The organism is Pedobacter sp. AK017 (genome assembly GCF_014200825.1).
Classification (GTDB): Bacteria; Bacteroidota; Bacteroidia; order Sphingobacteriales; family Sphingobacteriaceae; genus Pedobacter; species Pedobacter heparinus.
In genome coordinates this window covers 1-6,226 of record NZ_JACHCW010000036.1, presented here as the reverse complement: position 1 = coordinate 6,226, position 6,226 = coordinate 1, and the positions used below count along the sequence as shown (strand labels likewise).

Annotated in this window: 9 protein-coding genes; all 9 read left to right on the top strand. The window is 41.7% G+C overall.

Features of this window, described 5'->3' with window-relative positions; all coding sequences use genetic code 11:
• The first annotated feature begins 115 nt into the window (after positions 1 to 115).
• Positions 116 to 697 (top strand): MauE/DoxX family redox-associated membrane protein, encoded by a 582-nt coding sequence (locus HDC92_RS24815; protein ID WP_183877566.1) that lies wholly within the window; start codon positions 116 to 118, stop codon positions 695 to 697.
• 83 nt (positions 698 to 780) lie between these two features.
• Complete coding sequence (locus tag HDC92_RS24810; RefSeq protein ID WP_183877565.1) at positions 781 to 1,050, top strand: hypothetical protein; 270 nt, start codon at positions 781 to 783, stop codon at positions 1,048 to 1,050.
• A 95-nt stretch (positions 1,051 to 1,145) separates the two neighbouring features.
• A complete protein-coding gene (locus tag HDC92_RS24805; RefSeq protein ID WP_183877564.1) occupies positions 1,146 to 2,192 on the top strand; it encodes a hypothetical protein in 1,047 nt (348 codons plus the stop codon).
• Between the two features lie 18 nt (positions 2,193 to 2,210).
• Positions 2,211 to 2,795: a hypothetical protein gene (locus HDC92_RS24800; protein ID WP_183877563.1), complete on the top strand. Its 585-nt coding sequence runs from the start codon at positions 2,211 to 2,213 to the stop codon at positions 2,793 to 2,795.
• A complete protein-coding gene (locus HDC92_RS24795) occupies positions 2,771 to 2,983 on the top strand; it encodes a hypothetical protein (protein ID WP_183877562.1) in 213 nt (70 codons plus the stop codon). The genes HDC92_RS24800 and HDC92_RS24795 overlap by 25 nt, the downstream gene beginning before the upstream one ends.
• Positions 2,984 to 3,033: 50 nt before the next feature.
• Positions 3,034 to 3,408, top strand: coding sequence for a hypothetical protein (locus HDC92_RS24790; RefSeq protein ID WP_183877561.1), 375 nt, complete (start codon positions 3,034 to 3,036; stop codon positions 3,406 to 3,408).
• Positions 3,409 to 3,472: 64 nt separating this feature from the next.
• Entirely contained in the window at positions 3,473 to 3,835 is a 363-nt protein-coding gene (locus HDC92_RS24785) for a hypothetical protein (RefSeq protein WP_183877560.1), read from the top strand.
• A 10-nt stretch (positions 3,836 to 3,845) separates the two neighbouring features.
• On the top strand, positions 3,846 to 5,606 hold the full coding sequence (locus HDC92_RS24780; RefSeq protein WP_183877559.1) for an OmpA family protein: 1,761 nt from the start codon (positions 3,846 to 3,848) through the stop codon (positions 5,604 to 5,606).
• Positions 5,607 to 5,849: 243 nt separating this feature from the next.
• Positions 5,850 to 6,226: DUF6266 family protein (locus HDC92_RS24775; protein ID WP_221271015.1), on the top strand; the 377-nt coding region annotated here is incomplete at its 3' end.

The window sequence follows — 6,226 nt, the reverse complement described above, 5'->3', positions numbered from 1 at the left end:
GACCGTTCTGCTCATCGCGGGGATCCTTTGGACTGAAGAAGTCCAAAATATCCCAATGCTCTTCACAGAAGGTAATTTTTTTTGAGCAGGCCAGCCGGGGAAATAATTAGAGGATATGAAATTGATTTTGAATAAAAGATGTTGGTACCTGCTGTTGATTGACGCCATCAGGTATCTGTTTATCCTGCTGTTTTTATATGCAGCATTTAGCAAAGTTTGGGACTTTCAGAAGTTTAAAGTGCAGCTTGGGCAATCGCCTATACTTTCGGATTTTACTTTGCTGGTTGCACTGCTTGTGCCTGCGGTGGAGATTTTGATTGCTGCAGGTTTGGCCTTTAAACGGACTTTACTGCCGGCACTTTGGGCCAGTTATGGCTTGATGATCATGTTTAGCTTGTACATCATAGTGATTTTGAAGTTCAGTGACAGGCCGGTTTGCCATTGTGGTGGTGTTTTGGAACAGATGCAATGGTCGGAACATTTGTGGTTTAATGTAGGGTTTGTGGGATTGGGGATTGCTGGGTTGTGGCTGGGGTTTTACCGCCGGTTTCGTGATGCCAGCACACGTCATCTCGAACCGCAGGGAGAGATCTCTTGTTTAGGCATAGTTCAAGAGATCCCTCGTCGCTGCGCTTCCCTCGGCATGACGGGGTGTGTTAAGGACGACCACTTTAGGCATGACGACGAGGTGTGTTAAAAATATTCAATGCGCGTTGAACAGGTGGAAGCTGAAAAACCTGATTGAAACAGAGTAGGCATTAATCTTATAATTTAAACAAAATGAAAAGCGTTAAAAAACAATTTTTCACATTCGTTATTGCGGCTGTATGTGTCGTAAGCACTGTATTTGCCACGGCAAAACCAACAACAAGTGTTTTACTGGGATCGCCTTACAACGACCAGGGTGAGTGTACTACCCCAGGCAATGTAATTGGTACCTGTGATGTAAACTACACAGGCAATGCCTGCCAGCTGCTGGCCGGAGGCGATGCCTACCTGCAGGATACAGAGACTGGTCTTTGTACCATTCCACTGTACAGACAAAACTAGATCTCCCAATTTAGTTTGACCTCCTTAAACGGCCCGCTGCATTAGCGGGTCGTTTATTCCAAACCTAGCGTTTATATCCCATAATCCATTAGCCTATGAAAAAATTTATCTACTTGCTGATCATTGTTGCTGTACTTTCATCTTTACCTATCCTGTATCTGACCATCCGCTATGCGGTTAAACAGCGCGCGGCTACTTATAACTTTAAAAGGAAGCTGCTTGGAGTGGTTAAAGGCCATAAGGCCATCGATATAAAATACAATTCCTATTACCTGGCCGGTGAGGCTGGAAGTTCGGTTTACCTGGCCAGCGGAACGGCCATAGGCCATTTGCTAAAGGTTGGCCCTTTGTTAAAGGATACAGTAAGCATTAACCTTGAGCTGAACAGGCAGGAGGTAAAGTTAAAGGGCAGTTATAAAGCTTATGTAGATTCCAGCTCTTTTTACCTGTACAACGGCTTGGAACGCAGCATCCTGAAAGGCAGTACTGGTGTTTGGAAGGCAGCGGTGTATAACGTAAAAGCCCCATACTTTGCACAGCTGCAGCCCCTGGGTACACAAACGATGGTTTTCCGTTTTATAGACACCGATACCCGGGCGAATAGTTTGCGCAAGGTAAAAGGGAACGGAGAAAGCATGAGCAATACCGGCATATTTGAAAAGCAGGTAGATGGTCTGTTTTGCACGGATGGCATGCTGAGGTATAACCGGCAGCTGCACATGCTGACCTATGTGTACCATTACCGCAACGAGATCTTGCTGATAGACACGAACCTGAACCTGGTAAAGAAAATAAAGACGATAGACCCGATAGATTCGGCCCGCTTTAAGGTAGATCAGCTGCGCTCCGAAAAGTCTTTCACTTTTGCTTCGCCAACTTTAATGGTAAATGCAAACTGTTCAAACCAGGGCAAATATTTGTTTGTGCAATCGAAACTGATGGGTAAAGGTGAAGACCTGACCTTGTTCAGGAAAAGTGCAGCAATAGATGTATACGATCTGGAGAAACAGGTGTACTGTTATTCGTTTTACCTGCCCAAATATAAGGATGTACCCATAAGCAGTTTTAAGGTAATGGGCAACAGTTTGTATGCGGTAGCAGGGCAATACCTGACCAGGTATGCGCTGGAATTGCCGGAGTAACAACAACGCTCCTATCCTATGTCCTGCCAAACCAAATTTGAGCTTTCGCTTTTAGAGGAATTGCTATTGCATTCCCTACATCCTACCCGGATTGAAAATACACTGAAAACAAAATCTGCAGAGGTGTTGAACATAGAGATTGGCCAGGAGGTTTTCCGGATCATTGGCATATTCAGGAACCTGGCTTGCAGCAACTTTGAGGAATACCTTATGGAGCGTTACATCCAGACCCACCAGCGCGAGGCCATAAGGCTGCTGGGTGTTTTGCAGCAGCATTTGAATGCAGGGTTAAATGATAGCTGCAACTCGATATACGCGGCCTTTACCACCGCCATTGAACGTATTTTAACTTATATTGAAAAAGAGCTGAGCAAATACTTTGATTTGAGCCTTGTAGTACCCGACAGTTACCGCAGGGTATCTATAGAATTGTTAAGGGAAAGTGGCCTGGTACTGACTGCGAAATTAAAAAGCAGGGATATTGACGGGCCTTTACAGCAGATCATTGTAAGCTACATCAATAACTATTGTACAACCGGGATTTGCACCTACAGCAATTGGTTTATGCCAAGCTGTTTATGGAGAACATGCTGCTGCTGTTAAAGAAAAACAGCGTTAAAGACTGGAACCGACGGGTGATGGTTGAACTGATATACCTGAACTTTAACAAGGCCAGCTTTTTTACGTATTGCCGCCGAAAAATTGCTGCTGCTGTTGATGCTGAACCTGATTTCACCAAACAATCGGCCAGGTTTGGCTGGTATGCAAAAGAGGTAAAAAGCTGCACCTGAAACCCAATGTGGTTTATAAAACAGGCCGCCCTAACCTCTCGGAGCTGCTATTGGCATACATTGCACTGGAACTGGCACATATTGAAGAACTGAAAAGCCCGGCTACTGTGGCAGCACCGGTACAGAACTTTGTAGAACGCGCAGAGCGGTTTGATTTTAAACTTCCGCTGAACCTTACGGTACCGCAGCTTGCATTGATAGTACAGCTGTTTATTGATGTGGGGGTATTTATTGTAGAGAAGGGGCAGATTATGACGGTAATGAAGTTTTTTGCAGCGAATGTGACGACTGTTGGAACGGAAGGGATTAGTGCAGAGAATTTGAACAAGCAGAGGAAAAAGGCAGAAGCCAGAGTGTGCATGATTGTTGAAATCATCCTGGTTAATATGTTGGAATTGTTAAGGAATGAGTATATGAGTAAATAATTTACTTTTAAAGTAAGCGGGAATTGGTTGTAAATCACTAAATTGGATTAAAATCTGAATCCAAATGAAGCTCAAATTAACTCTACCTGGAGAAAACCCAGTAAAAGACCTCATCAACCTTAACAACTTTATTGAGAAGAGTGGTATAGAAGGTATCTCGCACACCGGACTCACCGAATCGGAGAATAAAGATCCCAGACATATGGGCATAGGTGATTTTTTAGGTTCGATAAGCACTGTAATTGATGCTGCGGAAAAGCCTTTGGTTGAACTGGTAAAATGCCTGCAACTTTACGTAAGCAATTATAGGACAAAGATTACCATTCCAACTAAAAATGGCAATATAGAAATTGACGGAGGAAGGAAATATTCGGCCCAGGAGATTAAAGATATTGTTGGCGAGATTCTGGACAAAGTAAAAGAATAATACTTGTCAAATGTTAGACTATGCGCATACAACCGTACTGCTAATAGGAGCTAGCAGTTTTCCTGAAGATCCGGAGATCAACCCTATTCCAAATGTGGAAGTAAATATCGCATTGTTCAAGAAATATCTGATTGACGATAAATACATAGGCATCCCCGAAAGCAACATTATTGTTTCTTTGAATGAGAACAGAATCTCTATTGAAAGGCACTTAAGGGATGCCACTATGCTGGCTAATCATAAAAAGCATGCATTAATAGTTTATTATACTGGTCATGGTTTATTGAGTTCAATAGATTACAAACTTTTCCTGTCTACTGCTTATACCAGCAGGAAAGACCTGGAAATTGAAGGTTTCAATATCGACGATTTTAAAAAATATATCCGGAGGTCAAATGCCGGTACTAAAATCGTGATATTGGACTGCTGCCATAGCGGAGCAATGATTGGGATTTTGGGTGCTAAGAAGGATATGATCCAAGCCAATCTGAAAGGTTTTGAAGGAACTTATGTAATGACTTCTGCCGCTGAACATGAACCCGCACTATTTCCTTATGAATTTCCACACAAACCAACTTTTTTTACCGGTAGATTTTTAGATATCGTAGAAAACGGTCTTGACATAGATAGCGACTATTGTTCGTTAAGGGATATTTTTAACGACCTGCAGCGCTATTGCAAAACTGAAAATTTACCCACCCCCCAGCAATCAAACTATAATAATGCTGACCGGGTATTATTTTGCAGGAACAACAGTTATTTAAACAGGGAAATTAAAGAGGAAGCAGATTGGGAACGCACTGAACTAGCTGATACTTTAAATGCTTATCAGATTTTCTTAGTGCAATACCCTGATTCGGCTTATGTACCAATAGCCCGGTCAAGACTTTTACAACTTGAAGAGGATAGATTTTGGAACCTTGCATTAAAAAAGAACAGTATAAGTACTTTCAGGAATTACATTCGCGCTTATCCTAAAGGTATATATGTAGATCAGGCCATAGAAATGGTCAATTTAATAAAAGCGGAACAAGTAACAAGTAAAGAAGCTGAACTGGTACCAGAACCAGTAGCAGCACCGATTATTGAAAATGTACCTGAGGTTCCTGTTCAAAAAATTAAGACTGAACCCAAAGAGGCTGCTAAAATGGAAAGCGAAGTGGGAAAATCAACCTCTGTTAATGTGTTTTTTTTGATTTTAACAGGTTGCATAGTTTTGGGTCTTATTGTGCTTATTTACAGGCCATTTTTATTTTCTGATAAGAAGGAACAGATAGCCATTAGCAATCCTGTTGTAATTGATTCGCCTGTTAAAGATACTACAGTAATCATACCCGCTATTGACCCAACGAATTCCGTTATAGATTCTGTTATAAAACCGGAAACAAAAATTAAAGACCCCAAACCAATTGTTTATCATAAATATCAATCGGATTATGTGATCAGTTTCGAATATAATTCTTCCGTATTGAAAACAGAATCTTACCTTTTATTGGATAAATTATCGAGCATTTTAAGAGAAAATGGAGACGATATAGAGTTAAGAGGCTACTATTCATCAGAAAAAACTGCTTCCTATGCCTTAACCTTATCAAGGTATTTTGCGAATTCTGTTAAAACTTATTTAGTTAACTCTGGGGTTAACCCTAATAAAATTACCATTAAGGCATTTGGAGAAAGAGATCCTGTTGCCAGTAATGAAACTGAGGATGGAAGGATTAGAAATAGAAGAGTTGAATGTGTTGTAAAAGAAGATCCTTATGGATTTTAGCAAGGACCAGGTCTTGCAAATTTTAAATTCAAAAAGGATTAACTAGAAAATAACTTTAAATATTTTCCAGGTTTTTGAGTCATTTTAAAGGGGGCGAATTGGGGGCGAAGTTCAGCCCTTCGCCCCCTTTCGTATTTCTGATTTTGTTGGTTTGCATCAGTGATCAGCGCGTGTTTAGCTGGCCAGCCACGGGAACTGATTGCTATAACTAACAGATTTATTAATCCATTAAATTTAGAAAACATGGGAATTCAGATTTGGGGAGCCTTTGGTGGCTTTCAGGGAAAAGCAGGTGCGCTGGTTGGGCATTATACCAATGGCCAGAACGTGATTACGGCCATCCCCCACCCTTCGCAAAAACCGCCTACAATTTTGCAGATGAATGCAAGGGCCAAGTTTAAAACAGTAGTTGATTTTCAGCGGCGGTTGACCCCGCTGATCAGGCTGGGCTACCAGAATGCGCATAAGGAGAAGCAGACTGCGTTTAATGCAGCGTTTGCGGATAATTATGCGAAAGCAGTAACGGGCATTGGGCCAAACTACACGATAGACTATGAAAAGTTTGCCTACAGCAAAGGGCAGCTGAGCAAGGCCTATAATGCAGAAATCCTTACTGCTGT

Bases quoted from the DNA above. Each gene is read 5' to 3' on its own strand.
- HDC92_RS24815 (WP_183877566.1), top strand. From the start codon at position 116: ATGAAATTGATTTTGAATAAAAGATGTTGGTACCTGCTGTTGATTGAC.
- HDC92_RS24810 (WP_183877565.1), top strand. From the start codon at position 781: ATGAAAAGCGTTAAAAAACAATTTTTCACATTCGTTATTGCGGCTGTA.
- HDC92_RS24805 (WP_183877564.1), top strand. From the start codon at position 1,146: ATGAAAAAATTTATCTACTTGCTGATCATTGTTGCTGTACTTTCATCT.
- HDC92_RS24800 (WP_183877563.1), top strand. From the start codon at position 2,211: ATGTCCTGCCAAACCAAATTTGAGCTTTCGCTTTTAGAGGAATTGCTA.
- HDC92_RS24795 (WP_183877562.1), top strand. From the start codon at position 2,771: ATGGAGAACATGCTGCTGCTGTTAAAGAAAAACAGCGTTAAAGACTGG.
- HDC92_RS24785 (WP_183877560.1), top strand. From the start codon at position 3,473: ATGAAGCTCAAATTAACTCTACCTGGAGAAAACCCAGTAAAAGACCTC.
- HDC92_RS24780 (WP_183877559.1), top strand. From the start codon at position 3,846: ATGTTAGACTATGCGCATACAACCGTACTGCTAATAGGAGCTAGCAGT.